Here is a 21,334-nt window from a genome sequence, read left to right as displayed (position 1 = left end):
TTGTACGAGCTAATTATTTTTTGTTTTCTTCTTTCAATACCTTAACGGTATAGCGGCCATCAGCCTGACGGTATGCACCGTGAATGTCGGTTTCAAAGCCCGGATAGTGAGCGCCGATTTCACACAGCATCTGCAGGAACTCCAGAACCGGACGGCTTTCTTCGGTGATCATTTCACCCGGCATTACCAGAGGAACTCCCGGCGGATACGGAAGGATCATATTGGCGTTAATACGACCTACCATTTCGTCGAGGTAAACTTCTTCGGTCATACCGTGCAGCTCTTTCTGGAACGCAGCATACGGAGTCATTACCATCGTCGGCAGAACTTCAAATGCGCGATACATCAGATCCGGCAGATTGTGGTGAACAATCAGTTTGTGGATATTCTGCGCCAGTTCCTGAATACGCATGTTTTCATAGAATTCAGGATCTTCACGATACAGAGACGGCAGCATGTTTTTCACACGCAGGTTCAGGTCGAACGCACGTTTGAAGTCAGTCAGAGCACGCAGCAGGCTCAGTGCTTTGGTCTTATCGATACCGATGCTGAACAGGAACAGCAGGTTATACGGACCGGTCTTCTCAACAACGATGCCATGTTCGTCGAGGTATTTCGCCACGATGCTGGCCGGAATACCGAACTCGCTCATGGTGCCGTCTTTTTCCATCCCCGGAGTCAGCAGGGTGACTTTGATCGGGTCAAGATACATGTGTTCATTATCGATGTTTTTGAAGCCGTGCCAGGTGCTGTCAGAACGCAGCGGCCAGCATTCAGTGGTATCGATATGATCCGGCTGCCATACATCAAAGAACCAGCCATCAGATTCCGTTCTCAGGCGTTTGATCTCTTTACGGAACTTGATCGCACGTTCAATGGAACCGTTGATCAGACGCTTACCGGCATTACCTTTCATCATCGCCGCAGCGGTTTCAGTGGAGGCCACGATACCGTAGTGCGGAGAGGTGGTGGTGTGCATCATGTAGGCTTCGTTAAAGGTTTCTTCGTTTACATCACCTTTAACGTGGATCATGGAAGCCTGAGAGAATGCCGCCAGCAGTTTGTGAGTGGACTGGGTTTCATAAATCACTTTCCCTTCTACACGGCCACCGCTCATACCACATTTACCTTCGTAAATTGGAGAGAAGTTGGTGTAAGGCACCCATGCGGAGTCAAAGTGGATGGATTTTACATCCAGTGTTTTCTTGATGAAGTCGGTGTTGTACAGCAGACCATCATAGGTAGAGTTAGTAATTACGGCATGTACCGGCCAGGTTGCGTTTGGTGTTTCTTTAACGCGCTTAGCAATGGTAGCGTGCTGGAATTCACTCTGTGGGATACCACCAAGAATACCGTAAGCGTTACGGGTCGGGCGGAAATAGATTGGTGTAACATCGCTCATCATCATCAGATGGGTCAGCGATTTGTGGCAGTTACGGTCAATCAGAATGGTGCTGCCTGCCGGAGCCGAGTACATACCGACAATTTTGTTGGCAGTGGAAGTACCGTTAGTCACCATGTAGCTGCGGTCTGCGTTAAATACGCGGGCGATATACTGTTCTGCTTCTTTGTGTGGACCGCTGTGATCCAGCAGAGAACCCAGTTCAGATACTGAAATGGAAATATCAGATTTCATGGTGTTCGGACCAAAGAAATCATAGAACAGGCTACCTACCGGGCTTTTCTGGAATGCAGTACCGCCCATGTGACCAGGAGTACAGAAAGTATATTTACCTTCACGAACATATTTAAACAGTGCTTTGGTCAGCGGAGGCAGAATAGTGTTGATATATTCGTCAGTGGTCTGCTTGATCTTGTTAGCAATATCATCAGCAGCACCCAGCGCATATTCAAAGAAGCTAATCTGTAAACGCAGATCGTTCAGGCTTACATCGAGAGTGGAATACGTATTAGCGAACGCGTACAACGGCAGGTTCTCGTTCATTTTGCTAATTTCTTCGCACAGCTCGAGATTATATTTATCCCAGTCAAAAATAACACCGCACAGACGCGCATTGTTTTCGATCAATTTTAATAAGTCGTCACGGTCGTTCGGGTAAACAATCTGGAAGTTCAGACGTTCAAGCGCGCGATGAAGTTCACGGATGGGTTCTTCTTTAAAATAAACCCCCATGTGATTCAATATTGCAATAACGTTCATAGTCATATCTCCAGGTAAAGAAGGCCCCTCCCAACACATGGGACAAAATGAAAGGAGGAGCCTCGGAAAATACTTTTAATTAATGTGCGTTAGATGCAGTGTGGTTATCCATTGAGTGGCTCTGGCGCTCGTGCATTTTGCGAGCGTAGAACATCAGGATAATCAGGCTGACGATGAAGGTTCCTGCCAGCTCGAAGGAGCTTGCCCCCATCAGAGCGATGAAGCAGAACACGCAACCCAGTACAGAGCAGATCAGGCTGACAAAGTTGCGGATGTTAACGCCTTCAAAACGAATCAGGTCAACGCAAGAGTAGAAGTACGGCAGCATAGTCAGCAGTACTGCGATACCGGTCAGTTCACCAAACAGGTCAGATGCTTTACCACCGGCAGAGTTCATCAGGGTGATCAGGATCATCAGGGCAGTCATTTTCACAGCAGCCAGCAGCAGACCTTTTTTCGGAATACCGTTGCTGTCGACTTCGCCATAAACTTTCGGGAAGTTACCGTCGTTAGCGGCACGCACACCTGCCTGGCCTACCAGCATCATCCAGGAACCCAGAGACGTCAGGCATGCAAAGGCGGTGAATGCAGAAACCAGCGGCGCAGCCCAGTTACCCAGGATAGTAGAAGCACTGATTGCAAACGGAGCACCGGAAGCTGCCATTACAGAAGACGGATACATACCGGAAAGCACTTGAGTTGCAGCAATATAAACAATACCTGCTAAACCAGTACCCAGCATGGTTGCCAGTGGAACGGTACGTTTCGGGTTTTTAACCATACCCGTACTTACCGCTGCGGATTCCACACCCACAAAGGCCCACAGGCAGAGCAGAATACTTTTAATGATCGCATGGCCATCAGTGGTATTAGCAGTGTTCCAGTTAGCTGCATAAGTTGCAGTATCAAACCAATGCCAGCCAACAATAGCAGTCATAACTACAGGAATAAGAACCAGCACCAGACCAATAGTGGTTAAACGGCTTACCCAAGTACCGCCGAGCATATTTACAAAGGTAAATATCCAGACGATAGCAATACAGGCGATACCCGCCGGGACAGGATCATTTAATACCGGGAAGAAGGTGGAAAGATAAGATACAGCGGTAATACCAATCGCCAGGTTACCAATCCAGTTAGCATGGTAATAAAGAACACCTGTCTGAAAACCAAATGCAGGAGAAATTTCTCCGGCATAAGCAATTGGGCCACCTTGTTGCGGGTTTTTTGTTGCCAGTCGGGCATATACATAAGCCAACGACATTGCACCAATAATAGAGATAATCCAACCCCAGATAGCAATACCACCGATACTTGCAAGGTTCGCAGGTAATAATGCAATACCGCTCCCCATCATATTACCGGCAACAACACCGGTACAGGCAAATAGCCCGATCTTCTTGGCAGAACTCATGCTCTTCTCCTAATTTCATTTTTGAATTTGGAGTCCGGGTCATGATGCGTAACTATTTACTGACCAGACCAAACTGGCGACAAGATTACTCAAAAAAAAAGATTAATCCTAAAGATTAGGTGAAATAATACAAAAGTTTATGTAAGTGAGAATTTGAGCTCTCCATTAACAGATAAGAATCGCAAGTTGATATCATGAAAAGATAAACACTTAATGTTTACAATGGGTTATGTGCATATTTGTGGTTAAAATTATGTAATAAAAATTATGCGACAAATAAAATGCCGCAACATATTACACCAGTAAAAACACACAAAAATTCAACATCCAGTATTCCCGTGCATGAATCAACGCGGGAGTCACTTATTCTGAAGCGAGAAATTTGTCGAGATAAGGAACAACATAAGGAACAGAAGTCTGGAATATACCATTTTCAATCCAGTAAAGGGTGTTTGTACCAGGACGTAAATTAAAGGCTGTGAGATATGCATCAGCAGCTTCACGGTTCATCCCCTTCATTTCGTAAACTTTGCCAAGCAACACATAGTTTAGCCAGGACATTTCAAGATCAATTCCAGTATTTATCGCCTGATACGACTCCTCTATTTTTCCATTTTCCAGGGCACTGACAGCTTTTATTTGATAGAAAATGGCTAGATTATTCATGCCCGGCATTGTAGCAATGTTATCAATTTCTGTATTCAGTGCTGCTAATTGTTTTTCATCTAAAGGGTGCTGAGAATGACGTACTATATCAACTAATGCTTTTTCTGCTCTCGCATAGATAAATTCAGGAGATGATTCAATAATCTCACCTAATAATTCACTGGCACGGTTCAATGATTTTTCATCACCATGCATTAAATAATCATGCGCTTGATAAAAATTAGTTAATAAAGCACCTCGATGAGGCAATATTTGTTGGAACATCTCCTGCATTCGTTGTGGCCACGGTTGATTCAATGCCTTTGATAAACTCTCAAGTAAATCATTTTGAATTGCCAACTGGTTACCGTTAGTGATGACATAACGTTTATCCAGCATGGTTGAACCATCTGCATTGTCTACCAATTTCACCGACATAAAGCACTGCTGAGCGCGGTATTGGCGTTGATTAACAAATGCAATAGATAACGTTTTACCAGAGCTGCTCGGTTCATCAATGTTGTAGTTAATTTTGTCATGCACCATAAAGGTGGAGAAGGTATTAAGTGACGTAGCCACCAAATCGCCCACACCTATCGCGTAAGAGCGCTGATACGGAGAAGTCCAATTGTTACAACTGTTATTCACCATATTAATGTCAATATCGCGTGGATTGAGCAAAATACGCGATTTACTCAAAGGAAGACGCGTTTCCAGGCTGGAGAATGCCACGAGTACGACACAGATACCTAACGACAACAGGAAAAAAAACCATACCCAAAAGGCAGTTAATCGTTTGCATCTAACTGGGGGATGTTCAGGTGGCTTTGGGGGGTATTGGATATCTGGACTGTGGATGGGGGGATCTGTGTCAGGAGTCGCCTCTGGTATAGGAGGAGACGAAGATAACATCATTTCCTCCCCTTCCTCTTCGCTGCACCATATAACCGGAACCATTAATTTATAACCGCGCTTCGGTACAGTAGCGATATAGACAGGACTATCTTCATCATTATCTTTTAATGACTTACGCAGTTCTGAGATACTCTGTGTTACAACGTGATTGGTGACGATACTCCTCTTCCACACATTATCGATAAGTTCATCTCTACTAAGTACTTCACCACTATGTTGAGCAAAGAAAACCAGAAGATCGATTAATCGTGGCTCCAGGGTTAGTTGACGCCCGTTGCGACTTATTTGGTTTATGGACGGAGTAACAAGCCATTCGCCAACGCGAACTACAGGTTGTTGCATAATAGAAACTCACTCGAAAAGGGACTGGCCCAATGATAATTGCCATAACCTATTTTTACCATCTATTGATGAATGTCTTTACATATTATTGGTGAATAGAATACGTTATTCTTACCAGCCATAAACTTCTTGATTACATAGCCTTACGAAAGAACTTTAATGAGAACCAGAAGTAATTTGCCTTACCATCAAAATTCATCATCTTTGCCAAAGAAAAATGTTCAGAAAATAATTCCCGGAAAATGGCCCGAAGCGCTTACTATTTTAATGGATTGTTAGTCTTTGCATGAGCAAACGGACTGATACATTTTTCTTTGTTCGCATTCAGAATCTCATCAGTCGGCGTTCTGTTTATGGATGCATTACGCTCCTGATGACGTCATTTGACGTTCAACAGCATTACGGGGCCGCGCGACATTTCGCGTCAGTCAGTGCTATAGCTTAGGGACAAATTTTCTCGAACCGGGATATACCCGCAAAATGCTGGTGATGTGGGGGAGAATCGGGTTGAGTTCGGCAGAATTGATTTGGAGGCAGAACGCTTAAATTGTGGCGTCCTGAAACGAAAAACGGACCTCCGTGGAGGTCCGTTTATATGAATTTGGTGCCCGGACTCGGAATCGAACCAAGGACACGGGGATTTTCAATCCCCTGCTCTACCGACTGAGCTATCCGGGCAACGGGGCGCATTAAACCGTAATCTGCACATCTCGTCAACCTAATTTCAGTAAAAACGATTCAATTGCTTAAGTTTGCGGCAAATCGCTTGTTTTCTGTATTTCTGTCAGGTCAGTGCCCCGCCCTGACGGCAGCGGGCGAAGCGCAGGATATCTTCCGCCAGTCGGTGTGCGGTGTCGACATCCGCCTGGCTGCGATTCACCAGCATGCGACTTAAACACCCTTCCAGCACCAGTTCCATCTGCTTTGCCACCATTGCCGGGTCGTCAACTTCCAGGGTGGTTAACAGTTCGTGGGTGAAATCATACGCCGCGCTTTTTTGCTGATCGGCCAGTTGATGGATAGGGTGGTCGGGATCGGGATAAAACGTGCAGGCAGCGATAAACAGACAGCCCGGATAGCGGTTGTTTTTAACGCATTCTGATAATGCCTGATAACGCGCCAGCAGCTTTTGTTCAGCAGATTGCGTTTCATCCAGCATCAGTTGACGACGCCAGACATCTATCTGTTGGCTAAGATAGCGCAGCGCATCGTAGAGGATGGCCTCTTTGTCTGGCCAGAAACGCTGGAGCGCTTCCAACGGATAATCCACTCGTTCAGCAACCATCTCCAGCGTAGTGTTAGCAATCCCTTGTAACTCTAATAATTTCAGGGCTTCTCCCAGTACATCTTCACGTTGCACGCTATTTTCCTCCGTCTTTCCCACTGAAGTGTCGTTCACGGTTGGCGATCGCGCAAATGTGCGCTGAAGGTTTCTGCATCCATAAAGCCCGTGACTCGCGCTTGTGGATGCTCCTGACCTTGTCCGTCAAAAAACAGAATCGTCGGTAGGCCAAGGACATTTAGATGTTTTAACAGCGCCACATCTTGTGCGTCGTTGGCAGTGACGTTGGCCTGAAGTAATACCGTGTCTGCTAACGCTTTTTGCACCTGCGGGTCACTGAAGGTGTATTTTTCGAACTCTTTACAGGCGACGCACCAGTCGGCATAGAGATCTAGCATTACCGGTTTGCCTTTGGCTGCAACGAGCGCCTGATTTAACTCATCTACTGTTTTGATTTTTTTAAAGTTGAGATGGGCCTGAGATTGTGCCGTGCTCGTCGCGCCAAACGCCCAATCCTGGAGTGGGCGCACGCTTACCAGCGCGGCTGCCAGCAGGATAATTTGTACCATGCGCATCCAGCCGCGTTTGGCTTGTAAGCTGGTGACAAACGCCCAGCCAAAGAACGCGACGCCAAGCGCCGACCACAAGCGTAATCCCCAGGCATCGCCAATCACCCGCTCCAGCAGGAAGACCGGCAGCGCCAGGATTACAAAACCAAACGCGGTTTTGACCTGTTCCATCCACGGACCGCTTTTCGGCAGCAGACGGTTGCCGAAGACAGTAATGAGTATCAGCGGTAGTCCCATGCCCAGCGCATAGAGATAAAGTGTACCGCCGCCCAGCCACATGTTCCCGCTTTGGGCGATATACAGCAGAATCGCGCTAAGTGGCGCGGTAGTGCATGGTGAACAGATCAATCCGGCAATTGCGCCCATAACAAACACACCGCCAGGCGAGCCGCCTTGCTGGCGATTACTCATCAGCGTGAGGCGTGTTTGTAGGGAAGAGGGAAGTTGCAGGGTAAACAAGCCAAACATCGACATCGCCAGCAAGGTAAAGACGATAGCGAGGCCGATAAGCACGTAAGGATGCTGTAGCGCCGCCTGGAACTGTAATCCCGCGGCGGCAACCACCAGACCCAGTGCCGTGTAAGTCAGCGCCATCCCCTGAACATAAATAAAGGTCAGCAGCAATGCTCTGGCGGTGGATAGCCGCTGTTTACCGCCCAGTACGATGCCGGAAATCAGCGGGTACATCGGCAGCACGCATGGTGTGAAGGCGATGCCGATACCGATCAACAGCGCCCAGAGTGCAGAAAAGGGCAGTTGCGCGGCGGGTTGCTCTTGCTGCGGAACTGGCGCAGGTTGTGGCGCCGCGTTGTTGGTGAGCACTTCGCTTAACGGCACTATTTTAGTTTCTGGCGGATAACAGAAACCGGCGTCGGCGCATCCCTGGTAAGTAATCGTCAACGTCGCACCAGCACCCGCCTGATTGATGGTAACGGGAAGCGTCAGCCGCCCACGGTAAATCTCGCTTTTGCCGTAAAACTCATCTTCATGCCAGACACCTGACGGCAGTTGCACGTCGGCAATCTTCGCCTGTTCAGGCGTAATACGGATCTGTTTACGGTAGAGGTAATAACCGTCTTTGATCTGCCAGCTCAGATTAAGGTCATGCTGGTTTTGCTGAAAATCAAAAGCAAAGGCTTGATCCGCGGGGACAAATTGGGAACGTCCAGGCGCGTCGAATAATCCGGCAAAAACGGAAGTGCTGCAAAATAGCAGGATCAGCGTAAAGATGCGTTGAGCCATGAGAGGTAATCTGTGTCTCCATGTGTAACAGGTAAAACCAGAAGTTCAGGTGTTTGATAAGGATGATGAGCCTTCAGGCATTCCAGCAGTGCCTGCTGGTGAGCTTTATCGGTTTTTAAGATCATCTGTACTTCATATTCCTGTTCCAGCTTACCCTCCCAGTAATAGAGAGAGGTTGCACCGGGGATCAGGGTTGCGCAGGCTGCCAGTTTTTCTGCCAGCGCTTTGGCAGCCAGATCCTGGGCTGTCGCTTCATCCGGCGCGGTACACAGCACCACGACAGACGCGGTATTCGAACTTTTTTCATCAAGCATAAACACCTCGCTAGAACAGATGGAACCGCAAGAGAGAGGTCACTATACAACGGACGAGGGAAGGATGTTAGTCGGTGGGAAAGAAAGCGGGGCGTGAACGCCCCGCGATTTGTTATTACAGCATCACACTGCCCAGCAGGAAGCCGAAGCAAACGGCCAGGGCAACACCCAGAGTACCCGGGATGAAGAACGGATGGTTGAAGACGAATTTACCGATACGAGTTGTACCCGTGTCATCCATCTGTACCGCAGCAACCAGCGTCGGGTAGGTCGGCAGAATGAACAGGCCAGACACGGCTGCGAAAGAAGCAACAGCGGTCAGCGGAGAAACGTTCAGCGCCAGAGCCATCGGCATCAGTGCTTTTGCGGTTGCAGCCTGAGAGTACAGCAGAGCAGAAGCAAAGAAGAAGATGACAGCCAGCAGCCACGGATGACCCTGAATCACTTCACCAGCGGTATCTTTGATCCAGTCGATGTTGTTGGAAACGAAAGTATCGCCCAGCCATGCAACACCCAGGATACAAATACAGGCGCTCATACCTGCTTTGAAGGTGCTGGAGTTGAGGATGTTGTCGGTATCCACTTTGCAAAGAATAGTGGTCAGGGTTGCAACACTCAGCATGATAATCAGGATGGCGTTAGTGGTGTTCATCAGCGGTTTCTCAACCAGACCCATGCTCGGGCTGTTGATGATCGCATAGATAACCACGCCGACTACGCCCAGCAGGAACAGCCAGACGGACGCTTTCGCGCCTTGTTTGATTTCAATCTGCTTCTCACCGCGCAGTTCAACTAAACCTTCTTCCAGACGCTTGCGATAAATCGGATCGTCAGACAGCCTGGAGTTGAACAGCATGGTGACCAGGAAGGACATCACCAGAACCGCCAGCAAGGTGGACGGGATGACCACGGAGAGCAAATGGAGGTAGCTGATGCCATGACCTTCCATTACGGAAGACATGTAAACCACTGCCGCAGAGATTGGCGATGCGGTGATCGCAATCTGCGCGGAAACTACCGCAGTAGACAGTGGACGGCAAGGTTTAACGCCTTGTTCCTTCGCTACTTCAGCGATAACTGGCAGCGTTGCCAGAGAGATGTTGCCAGTGCCCGCAAAGATGGTCAGGAAATAGGTCACGATCGGTGCGAGGATCGTGATGTATTTCGGGTTACGGCGCAGCAGCTTTTCTGTCTGGTGAACCAGATAGTCCAGACCGCCAGCAACCTGCATGGCAGAAATAGCAGCGATAACCGCCATGATAATGGAAATTACATCGAACGGAATGTTACCAGGCTTGACGCCGATAGCGGCAAGAACCAGCACCCCCAATCCACCTGCAAAACCAATACCAATTCCCCCTAATCTGGCGCCCAAAAAGATCGCCAGCAAAACGATGATGAGTTCTACAACTAGCATATTAGCCTTCCTTGTTTTTTAACAAGTTGATATCAGGTTGTTGTTTTTAAGTTACTGCTCACAAGAAAAAAGGCACGCCATCTGACGTGCCTCTTTTATTTGTACTACCCTGTACGATTACTGTTCGCTTTCATCAGTATAGCGTTTTGCTTTGTAAGCCGGATGCATCAGGTTCTGTACGGAGAAAATATCGTCTAGTTCCGCTTCAGTCAACAGACCGCGCTCCAGAACGACTTCGCGCACGCTCTTACCTGTTTCGGCACAGATTTTACCCACGATGTCACCGTTGTGGTGACCGATGAACGGGTTCAGGTAAGTGACGATACCGATAGAGTTGTAAACGTAACCTTCACACACTTCTTTGTTAGCAGTGATGCCGTTAATGCATTTTTCCAGCAGGTTGTAGCAAGCATTGGTCAGAATGTGAACGGATTCAAACATCGCCTGGCCAATGACCGGCTCCATAACGTTCAACTGAAGCTGACCTGCTTCTGCTGCCATGGTAACAGTGGTGTCGTTACCGATGACTTTGAAGCATACCTGGTTAACTACTTCCGGAACTACCGGGTTTACTTTTGCTGGCATGATAGAAGAGCCTGCCTGCAGTTCCGGCAGGTTGATCTCATTCAGGCCGGCACGTGGGCCAGAAGAGAGCAAGCGCAGGTCGTTACAGATTTTGGACATCTTCACAGCCAGGCGTTTCAGCGCGCCGTGAACCATAACGTAAGCGCCGCAGTCAGAGGTCGCTTCGATGAGGTCTTCAGCCGGAACGCATGGGAAGCCAGTGACTTCAGCCAGTTTTTTCACTGCCAGCGGAGAGTACTCTTTCGGCGTGTTCAGGCCAGTACCGATGGCAGTTGCGCCAAGGTTAACTTCCAGCAGCAGTTCAGAGGTACGTTGGATGTTTTTCACTTCCTCTTTCAGCAGGATGCTGAAAGCGCGGAATTCCTGACCAAGGGTCATTGGTACTGCGTCCTGCAGTTGGGTGCGACCCATTTTCAGGATGTCCTGGAATTCGACAGCTTTACGCTCAAAACCTTCGCGCAGTTGGTTAATAGCATCTACCAGTTTAATCAGGGAAGAGTAAACTGCGATGCGGAAACCGGTCGGGTAGGCGTCGTTGGTGGACTGACATTTGTTAACATGGTCGTTCGGATTCAGGTACTGATATTCACCTTTCTGGTGTCCCATCAGTTCCAGACCGATATTGGCCAGCACTTCGTTGGTGTTCATGTTTACGGAAGTACCTGCGCCGCCCTGGTAGACGTCTACCGGGAACTGATCCATGCATTTTCCGTTATTCAGGACTTCATCACATGCAGCAATGATTGCATTCGCTACACTTTTAGGAATGGTTTGCAGCTCTTTGTTTGCCATAGCTGCGGCTTTTTTAACCATTACCATACCGCGAACAAATTCAGGAATATCGCTGATTTTGTTGTTGCTGATATAGAAGTTTTCAATCGCTCTCAGAGTGTGAACACCATAGTAGGCATCAGCTGGAACTTCCCTGGTACCCAACAGATCTTCTTCGATACGAATGTTGTTTGACATGTGAACCTTCTTTTTCAAGCTGCCAATGATTTGCTTTAAACACACAGAATATATGTGGTTTCGAATGTTTTTCGACCGACGATTATCCCCTGCATCAGTCGAATACTCGGGATCATATGTTGCTTGAGGATTTCTACCGTAATCTGGATCACTTTAAGTGTCGGTTTTTACCCCTTAATTATTAATTTGTGAAATAGATCACCGCTTTGGGATTACTACCAAAAATAGTTGCGCAAACGTCTTGAAATTTTGCTAATGACCACAATATAAGCTGAACGCGATTCGCAAACCATTCAGGCGGCCGGATTTAACCGGTTGTTATTACAGGAGAAACCTTTGCGCTGGTTACCTTTTATTGCCATTTTCCTTTATGTCTATATTGAGATTTCAATCTTTATTCAGGTTGCCCACGTATTGGGGGTATTACTCACTCTTGTGTTGGTTATATTCACGTCAGTTATTGGTATGTCGCTGGTACGTAACCAGGGATTTAAGAATTTTGTGCTGATGCAACAAAAAATGGCGGCGGGAGAAAATCCGGCGGCGGAAATGATTAAAAGTGTTTCGTTGATCATTGCCGGTTTGCTGCTTTTATTACCGGGCTTTTTCACCGATTTCCTCGGTCTTCTTCTTTTATTGCCACCAGTGCAGAAACATCTGACCGTGAAGTTGATGCCGCATTTGCGTTTTTCCCGTATGCCGGGCGGTGGATTTAGTGCCGGAGCCGGTGGCGGCAATACTTTTGATGGTGAATATCAGCGTAAGGATGACAACCGCGATCGCCTTGATCATAAAGACGATCGTCAGGATTAATGTTGAAACGCCGGATTATGTGGTTATGCCATTTTCCGGCGTTTTTCGTTTCGGCAGGAACAACCACAGCCCCGCCAGCATGATCAATGCATACACGCTTTTCCAGCCGACCATCGCCAGCAACAGGATGCATAGCAGTCCGCCAATCACCGCCAGTAGCCGATAACGTCCCTTCAATAATTTACAGCCAGCCAGCATGCACAGCAGATAGATCATAATAAAGATGCCGTTGGCATAAATGATGAGTGCGTCCAGATTGATCTCTAAAGTGTGAATCACCAACGTGCTCACCACGCAACAGCCGAGCACTGCATTGAGGGCATTGTTCGGGATATGGCGAGAAGAGAGGCGCGCCAGGTAGTGGTTGGGTTTATCTTGCGCCTGCGACCAGACCAGGCGGGCGAAACTCTGTATATAAATATTGAGGCTGGCAAAGCAGGCCAGATAGCCAATCACGCAGGCAATCCACAGCGCCCCTACACCGAACAGTTGCACCACAATTTCCGGAAGCGATGCTGCCGCCGCCATTTTTTCACCGTAGGCGTCGAAGTGTAAGACGACAACCGTACACCCCCAGTAGACTAAACCTGCCAGCACCAGACCAATCATCAGAGCGCGGGGGAAATCACGCTCCGGATTTTTAAATTCTGAGGCAAGGTGAGCAAACGCCTCCAGACCGACAAAGCACCAGAACATTACCGATAACGCAGCAAATAGCCCGGAAAGTTCGATATCACCTGGCGCAGGGAAGGGGATATTCGCAGGTTTAATATCGGCTGCCCACCAGACGGCGACAATCAGCGCGACGATAAGTCCGGCAATAACCGTTTGTAGATTCGCACTGGAACTGGCACCGCGAGTACCGATATACCACACCAGCGCCAGCGTACCGAGTTCAGCCATCAACAGTTGCCAGCCATGCCAGCCAAACATCGCCTGGCCGAATCCGGCGGCAATTTGCAGCGCAGCGGGCAAGCCAACGGGAATAACTGATAAAAATAACCAGCCTGTGACTCGCTCAAGCCGCGAACCGAACGCCATGCCGACAAAATGCGCCACACCGCCCGCGCTGGGGTAGTGGCGACCCAGAATCGCAAACACGATCGCAATCGGGAAAACTAAGATTATCAGAACAGGCCAGGCCCACAGGCTATTATTGCCTGCCACCAGGGCGGCTAAGGCAGGAACGGCAAACACGCCGGTGCCTAACAATGAAGTCGATAACAGGCCGATGCCCTGGGCCAGCCCCAGTTCTTGTTTGAGTCCACTCATGGGTTGATGTCCGATTGCGCCCAAATTTTGGGCAACTGCGCAGGTTTTTGATGGTAGCACAATCAGATTCGCTTATGACGACGATGTCGAAATTGCGATGAAACGTGAGGTGAATCAGGATTTTTACCCGATTTTGTGCTGATCAGAATTTTTTTTCATTTTCCCCCTTGAAGGGGAGAGGCCTCATCCCCATTTCTCTGATCACCAGCCGGGAAACCACGTAAGGTCCGGCGTCACCCATAACAGATACGGACTTTCTCAAAGGAGAGTTATCAATGAATATTCGTCCATTGCATGATCGCGTGATCGTCAAGCGTAAAGAAGTTGAAACTAAATCTGCTGGCGGCATCGTTCTGACCGGCTCTGCAGCGGCTAAATCTACCCGTGGCGAAGTGCTGGCTGTAGGCAATGGCCGTATCCTTGAAAATGGCGAAGTGAAGCCGCTGGACGTGAAAGTTGGCGACATCGTTATTTTCAACGATGGCTACGGTGTGAAATCTGAGAAGATCGACAATGAAGAAGTGTTGATCATGTCCGAAAGCGACATTCTGGCAATTGTTGAAGCGTAATCCGCGCACGACACTGAACATACGAATTTAAGGAATAAAGATAATGGCAGCTAAAGACGTAAAATTCGGTAACGACGCTCGTGTGAAAATGCTGCGCGGCGTAAACGTACTGGCAGATGCAGTGAAAGTTACCCTCGGTCCGAAAGGCCGTAACGTAGTTCTGGATAAATCTTTCGGTGCACCGACCATCACCAAAGATGGTGTTTCCGTTGCTCGTGAAATCGAACTGGAAGACAAGTTCGAAAATATGGGTGCGCAGATGGTGAAAGAAGTTGCCTCTAAAGCGAATGACACTGCAGGCGACGGTACTACCACCGCAACCGTACTGGCTCAGGCCATCATCACTGAAGGTCTGAAAGCTGTTGCTGCGGGCATGAACCCGATGGACCTGAAGCGTGGTATCGACAAAGCTGTTACCGCTGCAGTTGAAGAACTGAAAGCGCTGTCTGTACCGTGCTCTGACTCTAAAGCTATTGCTCAGGTTGGTACTATCTCCGCTAACTCCGACGAAACCGTAGGTAAACTGATCGCTGAAGCGATGGACAAAGTCGGTAAAGAAGGCGTTATCACCGTTGAGGACGGTACTGGTCTGCAGGACGAACTGGACGTGGTTGAAGGTATGCAGTTCGACCGTGGCTACCTGTCTCCTTACTTCATCAACAAGCCGGAAACTGGCGCAGTAGAACTGGAAAGCCCGTTCATCCTGCTGGCTGACAAGAAAATCTCCAACATCCGCGAAATGCTGCCAGTTCTGGAAGCTGTTGCAAAAGCAGGCAAACCGCTGCTGATCATCGCTGAAGATGTTGAAGGTGAAGCTCTGGCAACTCTGGTTGTTAACACCATGCGCGGCATCGTGAAAGTGGCTGCGGTTAAAGCACCGGGCTTCGGTGATCGTCGTAAAGCAATGCTCCAGGATATCGCTACTCTGACCGGTGGTACTGTAATCTCTGAAGAGATTGGTATGGAACTGGAAAAAGCAACCCTGGAAGACCTGGGCCAGGCTAAACGTGTTGTGATCAACAAAGACACCACCACCATCATCGATGGCGTGGGTGAAGAAGCTGCAATCCAGGGCCGTGTTGCTCAGATCCGTCAGCAGATTGAAGAAGCAACTTCTGACTACGACCGTGAAAAACTGCAGGAGCGCGTAGCGAAACTGGCAGGTGGCGTTGCAGTTATCAAAGTGGGTGCTGCTACCGAAGTTGAAATGAAAGAGAAAAAAGCACGCGTTGAAGACGCCCTGCACGCGACCCGTGCTGCGGTAGAAGAAGGCGTGGTTGCTGGTGGTGGTGTTGCGCTGATCCGCGTAGCGTCTAAACTGGCTGACCTGCGTGGTCAGAACGAAGAGCAGAACGTGGGTATCAAAGTTGCACTGCGTGCAATGGAAGCTCCGCTGCGTCAGATCGTACTGAACTGCGGTGAAGAGCCGTCAGTTGTTGCTAACACTGTTAAAGCTGGCGACGGCAACTACGGCTACAACGCTGCAACCGAAGAATACGGCAACATGATCGACATGGGTATCCTGGATCCAACCAAAGTAACTCGTTCTGCTCTGCAGTACGCAGCTTCTGTGGCTGGCCTGATGATCACCACCGAGTGCATGGTTACCGACCTGCCGAAAAACGATGCGGCTGACTTAGGCGCTGCTGGCGGTATGGGCGGCATGGGTGGCATGGGCGGCATGATGTAATTGCCCTGCACCTCGCAGAAATAAAGAAACCCTCAGGCAGAAATGTCTGGGGGTTTTTCTTTTAGTCATCTTTCTAGTATAAGATTCAAACACGGACGACGCGAGGGGCGTCCAGCTCATTGATTATGGGGAATAACATGCACGTAAAATACTTAGCAGGGATTGTCGGTGCCGCGCTACTGATGGCGGGTTGTAGCTCCAGTAACGAATTGAGTGCTGCCGGTCAGAGTGTTCGCATTGTGGACGAGCAACCAGGCGCAGAGTGCCAACTTATTGGTACTGCGACAGGTAAGCAAAGTAACTGGCTTTCCGGACAACACGGCGAAGAAGGCGGTTCTATGCGTGGTGCGGCAAACGATCTGCGCAATCAGGCTGCCGCAATGGGCGGTAACGTGATTTATGGTATTAGCAGCCCGTCGCAGGGGATGTTGTCCAGCTTCGTTCCGACTGATAGCCAGATTATCGGCCAGGTTTATAAGTGCCCGAACTGATGTGATTCCGAGGCTGGGTGACAAACGTATAATTGCCTGATGCGCTTCGCTTATCAGGCCTACATCAGGCATTGCAACTGATTGAATGTTTGAGAATTTATAGGCCGGATAAGGCGTTTACGCCGCATCCGACATGATCAACGATCACGTTATCAGTCATTTCAGGCTGGATGGCTCCAGCCTCGCATTAGCAAAGATGGGATTATTTCGCTTGTGGCGCGGCTTTGCTGATGGACTGAACGCGTAGGTGATGCAGTACGCGTAAGCATTGATCCAGGGTCAGCGGTTGGGCGTTATTTGCCGCTACGGTGCGAACGTAGACCTGACACGGCACTCCAGCGAGCTTTTTCAGTCGAGGGCTGAAATCAAGCATCCGGCGGGTGATGGCCTCCACTTCTTTACTTGCTGTCGCTTCACGTGTTTTCACCACTGCGCCGCTAAATTGTTCTTTGCCACTTTCATCTTTAAAGCGATAAAGCACCGCCAGATAATGGCTAAACAAGTTTTGTTTCCATTCTGGCTGTGAATAGGTGTCATATTCCAGATTACCATTATCCTGGCAGTCGACGTCATATAATGGCAGGAAATCTAACAGCGATGTAATACGTAATGCCAGTTCACGCATTTCCGCATTATTAATTGCGTGAATGATTGCTCGCGCCAGCATTTCAATTTGCAGTTCATTGACAACTAATTCAGATTTGCTGCCGTCATGCAGAGTTAATAGGAATGTGAGATTTTCACCCTGATTATCGGTAAGTGCCAGTGTATTTACACGGCGATTAATATCAGCATTTTTAAGTTCTTCAATCTGAATTTGAGGAATATTTTCTGCCATCTTTTTCATGGCCTTATCACGCGCTTGCTCATACTGAAGTCGATGATCAGCCTCCAGTTTATGCTTTTGATGCAGACGGCTTTCCAGCGCTATCAGCAGGTCGCGCAGTTCCATCACAGACATGAAGAACAACGATTCTTTATTGCGAGGCTCTTTTATTTTCAGTGCCAGTGCAATGAAGTTATTACTCTTGCGAATAACACCAGTGTTAACACCCTTGATGCTTATGGCCATGTAGGTTCTCCCTAACCATTTCTCAATAAAATAAATAATATTAATTTATAAGCCAGATAAATGGGCTTGGTAGTAATAGTTGTTAAAATAACATAAATAGCGGCGCTCGCTCTATATAAACAGAAAAGAAAGGTTAATTATTGATGTCAGCTATATAAATAATAAAAATAGCAAAGCATATGAATAATTAATGGTTATGCAACGGAAAAGATTAAACTTCCCTATTTAATGGCAGGTCGCTGTACGCGTGTTCGTTGCTCTTGCCGGATGCGACGTAAACGCCTTATCAGGCCTACAGTTCATTGAAAATTCAATCAGTTGCAATGCATCATGTAGGCCTGATAAGCGCAGCACATCAGGCAATTTCACATTTATCATCAGCTTCAACCTCCCTGTTGAATCAGTTATTGCTGACGTAGCTGCAAATCCAGCGGTGTTTTGCTGGGTTCTCCGCCTATCTCACGCGCCAGTTTTGGCACCAGATATCCCGACACCAGCGTCAGCAACTCACGCATAATCTGCCGTGCTTCATCATCGCTCACCATGAAATGCGCCGCGCCCTGCACTTTATCGAGCACATGCAGGTAATAGGGCATCACGCCCGCGTCAAACAACGCATTACTCAGGTTTGCCAGCGTTTGCGCGTTGTCGTTCACGCCACGTAACAGAACACTCTGGTTAAGCAGGGTGACGCCCACGCGTTTTAACTTAGCCATCGCCTGACGGAATGTTTCATCCACTTCATTGGCATGGTTGATGTGATTCACCAGCAGGATTTGCAGCGTAGAACGGGCAAAGCGTTCAACCAGCGCCTCAGTGATGCGCGCCGGGATCACAATCGGCAGACGGCTGTGAATACGCAGACGTTTGATGTGCGGGATGGCTTCCAGTTGCGTGAGCAACCAGTCCAGTTCGCGATCTTTCGCCATCAGCGGATCACCGCCGGAGAAAATGATCTCGTCCAGTTCTGGATGTGCGGCAACATACTCAAGTGCAGTCTGCCAGTTACGCTTGTTGCCCTGATTTTCGGCATACGGGAAGTGGCGACGGAAGCAATAGCGACAATTTACCGCACAGCCACCTTTCACCAACAGTAATGCCCGGTTGTGGTATTTATGCAACAAACCAGGCACCACGCTGTGCTGTTCTTCCAGCGGGTCGGTGGAAAAACCGGGGGCAGTGATATACTCATCTTGCGAGGTAAGTACCTGACGCAAAAGTGGATCGTCAGGATTGCCTTTTTCCATGCGATCGATAAATGAGCGGGGCACGCGCAGGGCAAACAGCTTTTTGGCGCTGCGTCCGGCCAACAGTTTTTCGTCCGCGTCTATATTCAAAAGACGCAGAAGTTCATCAGGATCGGTCACAACATCGGCAAGTTGCGCTAACCAATCTTCTCTGGATGGGGTGTTTAGGGTTACAATATGCGCCATTTTGTGGCTTAGCTACCAATTAACAAATTTCAGAGGGCCTTATGGCAACGTACTATAGCAACGATTTTCGTGCTGGTCTTAAAATCATGTTGGACGGCGAACCTTACGCGGTTGAAGCAAGTGAATTTGTGAAGCCGGGTAAAGGCCAGGCATTTGCTCGCGTTAAACTGCGTCGTCTGCTGACCGGTACTCGTGTAGAAAAAACCTTTAAATCTACGGATTCCGCTGAAGGCGCTGATGTTGTCGATATGAACCTGACTTACCTGTACAACGATGGTGAGTTCTGGCACTTCATGAACAACGAAACCTTCGAACAACTGTCTGCTGATGCAAAAGCAATTGGCGACAACGCGAAATGGCTGCTGGATCAGGCAGAGTGCATCGTGACTCTGTGGAACGGCCAGCCGATTTCCGTTACTCCGCCGAACTTCGTTGAACTGGAAATCGTTGATACCGATCCAGGTTTGAAAGGTGATACCGCAGGTACTGGCGGCAAACCAGCTACCCTGTCCACTGGCGCTGTGGTTAAAGTTCCGCTGTTCGTACAGATTGGCGAAGTTATCAAAGTGGATACCCGCTCTGGTGAATACGTATCTCGCGTGAAGTAATACGGTTGTGGTGCGGCCTGATGGCTGCACCATCACTTTTCAGGTCAGAGATGATGAAACGCCTTATCCTTCTTGTTTTGCTTGCCAGTACGCTGCTCACGGGCTGTAACACCGCTCGCGGTTTCGGTGAAGATATCAAACATCTCGGCAATTCCATTTCCCGCGCTGCCAGCTAATTTCCTCTTCACTTCCGAAAAATCATCAGATTCCCGTCATTTTTGGTGATGTTGTCTATTATTAATTTGCTATAGGCAAACACAAATAACATTACCTAAAAGGAAGATATTATGGTGAAGAAGACAATTGCAGCGATCTTTTCTGTTCTGGTGCTTTCAACAGTATTAACTGCCTGCAACACCACGCGTGGCGTTGGTGAAGACATCTCTGATGGCGGTAACGCGATTTCTGGCGCAGCGACGAAAGCGCAGCAATAAGCAATAACGGTACGACAGGTTTGTCGTGCCGTTTGTTTTTCCCGGCGGTAATCACTGCTGTAACCGTTGAAATTTCCTCTTAAATCGGCAAAATGCTTCTTTCACTATCAGCTTTGCGGGACGACCCGCAAACGCATCGTTTCACCGGGGACGGCCCCATTTCTCCGGAGTATTATATGTCCTGGATTATCCTGTTTATTGCTGGTTTGCTGGAAGTCGTCTGGGCGGTAGGCCTGAAATACACCCACGGTTTTAGTCGTCTGACGCCAAGCGTAATTACCGTGACGGCGATGATTGTCAGTATGGCGTTGCTCGCCTGGGCAATGAAATCGCTACCGGTAGGTACAGCTTATGCTGTCTGGACGGGGATTGGCGCAGTCGGGGCGGCGATCACCGGTATTGTGCTGCTCGGTGAGTCTGCTAGTCCGATGCGCCTGGCGAGTCTGGCGTTAATCGTACTGGGGATAGTTGGTCTGAAACTCAGCACCCATTAACTGCCGGGTTGCTGTACCCAGATAAACTTACTGACATCAAATCCTTCCCGGGTTGCGACCGCCAGCATCTCCTGTTTAACTTCGCTAGAAATAGTTGGCGTGCGGGAGAGTATCCACAGGTAGTCGCGATCCGGGCCGCAAACCAGCGCGTGGCGATACTCCCGGTCGAGCGCAATGACGTTATAGCCGCCATAGAAAGGGCCAAAGAATGACACTTTCAGCGCTGCGCGATGCGGATCTCCGGTAAAGTACGCTTTCCCTTCGCTCTGTTGCCACATCTCCCTGTCCGGATTATAGCCTTTGTTGATGACATTCAATCCACCATCATCCCGCAGGCTATATGTCGCGGTGACTTTCTCCAGTCCGCGTTCAAAGCGGTGATCAAAACGGGCAATCTCATACCAGGTGCCAAGATAGCGCTTAGCGTCGAAATTATTCACTACGGTCACGCCACGCGGCGGCGTAGGTGAACTACAGGCAACGACAAGAAATGCCGCTGTCGCTGCGGCAACAAGAGGGAGCAGGCGCATAGATGTTTCCTTACTGGTTTTTTTCTAAGTGTAGATGACAGCAAGGAAAAGCGGAGAAAAGGCCCGTAAATTC

Annotated in this window: 20 protein-coding genes and 1 tRNA gene; 8 read left to right on the top strand and 13 right to left on the bottom strand. The window is 48.7% G+C overall.

Going from position 1 to position 21,334, the window contains the following annotated elements; translation table 11 throughout:
• Window positions 1–13 precede the first annotated feature (13 nt).
• From cadA to aspA, 9 genes are all read right to left on the bottom strand, one after another.
• On the bottom strand, window positions 14–2,161 hold the full coding sequence (gene cadA, locus BEA93_RS16670) for a lysine decarboxylase CadA (protein WP_001517607.1): 2,148 nt from the start codon (window positions 2,159–2,161) through the stop codon (window positions 14–16).
• A 79-nt stretch (window positions 2,162–2,240) separates the two neighbouring features.
• Window positions 2,241–3,575, bottom strand: coding sequence for a cadaverine/lysine antiporter (gene cadB / locus BEA93_RS16665; protein ID WP_000092898.1), 1,335 nt, complete (start codon window positions 3,573–3,575; stop codon window positions 2,241–2,243).
• 363 nt (window positions 3,576–3,938) lie between these two features.
• Window positions 3,939–5,477, bottom strand: coding sequence for a lysine decarboxylation/transport transcriptional activator CadC (cadC, locus tag BEA93_RS16655; protein WP_001187163.1), 1,539 nt, complete (start codon window positions 5,475–5,477; stop codon window positions 3,939–3,941).
• 602 nt (window positions 5,478–6,079) lie between these two features.
• Window positions 6,080–6,155, bottom strand: a tRNA-Phe gene (locus BEA93_RS16650).
• Between the two features lie 106 nt (window positions 6,156–6,261).
• The gene (locus tag BEA93_RS16645; protein ID WP_001188522.1) at window positions 6,262–6,837 is read right to left on the bottom strand and encodes a transcriptional regulator; all 576 of its coding nucleotides are present in this window, start codon (window positions 6,835–6,837) and stop codon (window positions 6,262–6,264) included.
• A gap of 35 nt (window positions 6,838–6,872) precedes the next feature.
• Entirely contained in the window at window positions 6,873–8,570 is a 1,698-nt protein-coding gene (gene dsbD / locus BEA93_RS16640; protein ID WP_105224772.1) for a protein-disulfide reductase DsbD, read from the bottom strand.
• The gene (cutA, locus tag BEA93_RS16635; RefSeq protein ID WP_001517610.1) at window positions 8,546–8,884 is read right to left on the bottom strand and encodes a divalent cation tolerance protein CutA; all 339 of its coding nucleotides are present in this window, start codon (window positions 8,882–8,884) and stop codon (window positions 8,546–8,548) included. Before cutA ends, dsbD begins: the two co-directional genes overlap by 25 nt.
• 115 nt (window positions 8,885–8,999) lie before the next feature.
• Window positions 9,000–10,301 carry an anaerobic C4-dicarboxylate transporter DcuA gene (gene dcuA / locus BEA93_RS16630; protein WP_000961962.1) on the bottom strand — a complete coding sequence of 434 codons (1,302 nt, stop codon included), beginning with the start codon at window positions 10,299–10,301 and terminating at the stop codon, window positions 9,000–9,002.
• 117 nt (window positions 10,302–10,418) lie between these two features.
• Complete coding sequence (aspA, locus tag BEA93_RS16625) at window positions 10,419–11,855, bottom strand: aspartate ammonia-lyase (protein ID WP_001517611.1); 1,437 nt, start codon at window positions 11,853–11,855, stop codon at window positions 10,419–10,421.
• A gap of 336 nt (window positions 11,856–12,191) precedes the next feature.
• Here aspA and BEA93_RS16620 point away from each other — a divergent pair, with 336 nt between their 5' ends.
• A complete protein-coding gene (locus BEA93_RS16620) occupies window positions 12,192–12,668 on the top strand; it encodes an FxsA family protein (RefSeq protein WP_001267441.1) in 477 nt (158 codons plus the stop codon).
• A 15-nt stretch (window positions 12,669–12,683) separates the two neighbouring features.
• On the opposite strand, the gene yjeH is transcribed toward BEA93_RS16620, so the two are convergent.
• Complete coding sequence (yjeH, locus tag BEA93_RS16615; protein WP_000015807.1) at window positions 12,684–13,940, bottom strand: L-methionine/branched-chain amino acid transporter; 1,257 nt, start codon at window positions 13,938–13,940, stop codon at window positions 12,684–12,686.
• Window positions 13,941–14,215: 275 nt separating this feature from the next.
• Between yjeH and BEA93_RS16610 the strand changes: the two genes are divergently transcribed.
• From BEA93_RS16610 to BEA93_RS16600, 3 genes are all read left to right on the top strand, one after another.
• The gene (locus BEA93_RS16610) at window positions 14,216–14,509 is read left to right on the top strand and encodes a co-chaperone GroES (RefSeq protein WP_001026276.1); all 294 of its coding nucleotides are present in this window, start codon (window positions 14,216–14,218) and stop codon (window positions 14,507–14,509) included.
• Window positions 14,510–14,552: 43 nt separating this feature from the next.
• Window positions 14,553–16,199 (top strand): chaperonin GroEL, encoded by a 1,647-nt coding sequence (groL, locus tag BEA93_RS16605; RefSeq protein ID WP_000729132.1) that lies wholly within the window; start codon window positions 14,553–14,555, stop codon window positions 16,197–16,199.
• A gap of 137 nt (window positions 16,200–16,336) precedes the next feature.
• Complete coding sequence (locus BEA93_RS16600; RefSeq protein ID WP_000558209.1) at window positions 16,337–16,690, top strand: DUF4156 domain-containing protein; 354 nt, start codon at window positions 16,337–16,339, stop codon at window positions 16,688–16,690.
• 202 nt (window positions 16,691–16,892) lie between these two features.
• Here BEA93_RS16600 and BEA93_RS16595 read toward each other — a convergent pair whose 3' ends face one another.
• Window positions 16,893–17,762 (bottom strand): YjeJ family protein, encoded by an 870-nt coding sequence (locus tag BEA93_RS16595; protein ID WP_105224771.1) that lies wholly within the window; start codon window positions 17,760–17,762, stop codon window positions 16,893–16,895.
• A 404-nt stretch (window positions 17,763–18,166) separates the two neighbouring features.
• Entirely contained in the window at window positions 18,167–19,195 is a 1,029-nt protein-coding gene (epmB, locus tag BEA93_RS16590; RefSeq protein ID WP_016262795.1) for an EF-P beta-lysylation protein EpmB, read from the bottom strand.
• A 41-nt stretch (window positions 19,196–19,236) separates the two neighbouring features.
• On the opposite strand from epmB, the gene efp reads away from it, so the two are divergent.
• The 4 genes from efp to sugE all read left to right on the top strand — a co-directional run bounded on the left by efp (window position 19,237) and on the right by sugE (window position 20,731).
• Window positions 19,237–19,803 (top strand): elongation factor P, encoded by a 567-nt coding sequence (efp, locus tag BEA93_RS16585; RefSeq protein WP_000257278.1) that lies wholly within the window; start codon window positions 19,237–19,239, stop codon window positions 19,801–19,803.
• A 50-nt stretch (window positions 19,804–19,853) separates the two neighbouring features.
• Window positions 19,854–19,979: a lipoprotein antitoxin entericidin A gene (gene ecnA / locus BEA93_RS16580; protein ID WP_000977753.1), complete on the top strand. Its 126-nt coding sequence runs from the start codon at window positions 19,854–19,856 to the stop codon at window positions 19,977–19,979.
• A 111-nt stretch (window positions 19,980–20,090) separates the two neighbouring features.
• Complete coding sequence (gene ecnB / locus BEA93_RS16575; RefSeq protein WP_000239596.1) at window positions 20,091–20,237, top strand: lipoprotein toxin entericidin B; 147 nt, start codon at window positions 20,091–20,093, stop codon at window positions 20,235–20,237.
• 176 nt (window positions 20,238–20,413) lie between these two features.
• Window positions 20,414–20,731, top strand: coding sequence for a quaternary ammonium compound efflux SMR transporter SugE (gene sugE / locus BEA93_RS16570; protein ID WP_000118465.1), 318 nt, complete (start codon window positions 20,414–20,416; stop codon window positions 20,729–20,731).
• Here sugE and blc read toward each other — a convergent pair.
• On the bottom strand, window positions 20,728–21,261 hold the full coding sequence (gene blc / locus BEA93_RS16565; RefSeq protein WP_001238372.1) for a lipocalin Blc: 534 nt from the start codon (window positions 21,259–21,261) through the stop codon (window positions 20,728–20,730). The two genes, sugE and blc, sit on opposite strands and share 4 nt — an antisense overlap.
• Window positions 21,262–21,334: the final 73 nt, after the last annotated feature.

The sequence above is a fragment of the Escherichia sp. MOD1-EC5950 genome (assembly GCF_002965345.1).
GTDB classification, from domain to species: Bacteria; Pseudomonadota; Gammaproteobacteria; order Enterobacterales; family Enterobacteriaceae; genus Escherichia; species Escherichia marmotae.
Note: the sequence above shows the minus strand (reverse complement) of the source record. Positions and strands in the feature narration are given on the sequence as shown.